The sequence below is a fragment of the Chryseobacterium sp. 2TAF14 genome, from assembly GCF_052115105.1.
Classification (GTDB): domain Bacteria; phylum Bacteroidota; class Bacteroidia; order Flavobacteriales; family Weeksellaceae; genus Chryseobacterium.
On sequence record NZ_JBFRGA010000257.1, the window covers coordinates 1 to 2,947 of the forward strand.

Annotated in this window: 2 protein-coding genes; both read right to left on the reverse strand. The window is 36.3% G+C overall.

The features are described 5' to 3' along the window. A partial coding sequence (locus AB4Y90_RS17045) for a TonB-dependent receptor plug domain-containing protein (RefSeq protein ID WP_441558761.1) occupies positions 1-1,954 on the reverse strand: 1,954 nt, incomplete at its 3' end. A 43-nt stretch (positions 1,955-1,997) separates the two neighbouring features. Then, positions 1,998-2,807, reverse strand: a complete 810-nt coding sequence (gene kdsA / locus AB4Y90_RS17050) for a 3-deoxy-8-phosphooctulonate synthase (RefSeq protein WP_441558762.1) — start codon at positions 2,805-2,807, stop codon at positions 1,998-2,000. Positions 2,808-2,947 lie beyond the last annotated feature (140 nt).

Below are 2,947 nucleotides of genomic sequence, written 5' to 3' on the forward strand. Positions count from 1 at the left end.
GATCTGTGAAAACCGGCGCTCCGTTTGGTAATCCCATTGCATAAGTAAGTGTAAGGTTTACACGCATTTGCGGGAACTTTGGCATATAATCCTGGTAAAACATTGCAAATCTGAATCTCTGATCAGTTGGTCTCGGAATATTTCCTCTTCCGTCGATATTTTCAAAAACTCTTGCATAACTTGCAGAAAGCCAAGAATCTACGCCCGGAACAAATTCTCCGAATAATCTGGTGTCAATTCCGTAAGCGTAACCTGAAGCATTATTCTGACCTGAATAACGAATTCTCACATTATCCATATAATACGGAATTATATTATCCATTTTTTTGTAATATAATTCTGTAGTTAATTTAAAAGGTCTGTTTTCAAACTCAAACTCGGTTTCGTTGGCTAAAATTGCCTGGATCGATCGCTGAGATTTTATATTAGGGTTAAAATTACCATTCAGATCTTTAATTTCTTTATAAAAAGGCGCCTGATAATAAATTCCTCCGGAAAGTCTGAACCACATTTCGGTATTCCAGTCCGGTTTTATTGCAAACTGAGCTCTTGGTGAGAAAATAGTTTCGTCATTAAAACTCCAGTGCGCCACTCTTGCACCACCATTTACCAAGACTTTACTTGCACCCCAGAAAAATTTCTGAGAATACTGTGCATAAGCCGATAATCTTGTTGGCTGAATATGATTGGCTCCAGAAATGCTGTAAAACAAATCTAAATCTGAAGCATCCGGAAATCTGGGATCATCGATAGGATGCGGAATGCTGTATCCTGAAGAGTCGACCAGTTTCCATTCGTTGGTAAGGTCACGAAGATTTTCTTTTTCATATTTAAAACCCAGCTCAATATCTGTGTTCACATTAGGTGAAAAGCGGGTTCTGAACTGCGCTCCATAAGTTCTTACAAACAAATCGTTTCTTGCATGCTCAATTTGTCCACCAACATCATACGATGTGATCGGAGTTCCTGTAATCGGATCGAAAGTCTGCAGAATATAGCTCGATGCAATCGAATAATATTCTCTTTCACGGTTTTGATAAGAAAAGCTGTCGAGGGTAAATCTCCATTTATCTGATGGTTTATAGTTTGCAGAAACTGTTCCCATCATATTTTTATACTTATCATTTTCTTTTCCGTTATAAAAAACAGACAGATTGATCGGCTGGTTGATGGTTCCGAAATCTACACTTCTTTCTTTAGGAACCATTTCGTAGTCATTCTTAGAATAATATCCAATGAATGAAAGTGAAAGCTTACTGTTGATATGATAATTCAGATAAGACTGAAAATCGTAGTAAACAGGGTTAAAATCGGTGTCTTCATTCAAAGTATTCAGAACCAGATTGGTATTTCTATATCTTCCGGAAAATAAAGCTGTAAATTTTTTGTTTCCGTTTTCGTCTTCTTTTCCTGATGCAAAACCTGTCGTTAATCTTCCGCCAATTAAACTCGCTTCACCCGAAAGTTCAAACTTTTTCGGTTCACGATAATAAATATTTAAAGCTGAAGACATTTTATCACCATATCTCGGCTCAAAACCTCCCGCAGAAAAGTTTACGGCAGAAACCATATCGGGATTGATAATACTTAAACCTTCCTGCTGAGAATTTCTGATCAGGAAAGGTCTGTAAATTTCAATATCATTAATGTAGATAAGGTTTTCGTCATAGTTTCCACCACGCACCATATATTGTGAAGAAAGCTCGGTGTTTGAATTTACCGACGGAAGTGTTTTTAGCATTCCTTCTACACCTCCGGAAATACTTGCGACATTCTTGGCATCTTTGGCTGAAATTCTTACTGCGGTAACATCGTTGGTTCTCCCGGTAACTTTTTTCTGGAAAACAACTTCCTCAATATTGGAAACCCTTGTCGTCATAGTATCTCTTTTTCTTGCTTGTGAGAATACCAAGACAGGTATCATAAGGCTTAGTGGTAAAACTAGTTTTTTCAAAAGGAATTATTTATAATTTCTAAAATTAAGTATTTTTTAACAATTATAGTATAGATTCTCTTACTCTTGTGAGTTTTTGTAATAAATCTTCCAATAAATCTAATCTTAACATATTCGCGCCATCAGAAAGTGCAGTTTCCGGAGTTGGGTGGGTTTCTATGAAAATTCCGTCTGCGCCCACTGCAATTCCTGCTTTGGCAACGGTTTCGATAAGATCTGGTCTTCCTCCTGTCACTCCTGAACTTTGATTAGGCTGCTGCAAAGAATGCGTTACATCCAGAATTACGGGAGCATAATTTCTCATCGTAGGAATTCCTCTGTAATCAACAATTAAGTCTGTATATCCGAAAGAATTTCCTCTTTCGATAATTGCTACTTTCTGATTATTTGAATCGGTAACTTTCTGAACGGCAAATTTCATTGATTCAGGAGAAAGGAACTGTCCTTTTTTTAATGTCACACATTTTCCTGTTTCGGCTGCAGCAACCAAAAGATCGGTTTGACGAACCAAAAATGCAGGAATCTGCAAAACATCAACATATTGAGCCGCCAAAGCAGCGTGCTCGTTTTCGTGAATATCTGTTGTGGTAGGAATATTGAATGTCTCGCCTACTTTTTTAAGGATTTCCAAAGATTTTTCTTCGCCAATTGTTGTGAAAGAATCTACCCTGCTTCGGTTTGCTTTCTTAAAACTTCCTTTAAAAATGTACGGAATATTGTATTTATTCGTCAGCTCAATTACTTTTTCGGCAATTCTCAATGCCATATCTTCGCCTTCAATAATGCATGGACCGGCGATTAAGAAAAAGTTTTTTGAATCTTTGTGTTGTATGTTATCTAAATGTTGAATCATTATTTTGTTTAAATTAAAAGTTCAGTAAAAATACTGAGAAAGTTTTATAATCGGAAATTATTTATAGACTTAACCTATAAACGGTTTTTGGGATTAAAAATTACTTTAAAAAGAGAAAAAAGTTAAAGATTGCTTCGTTC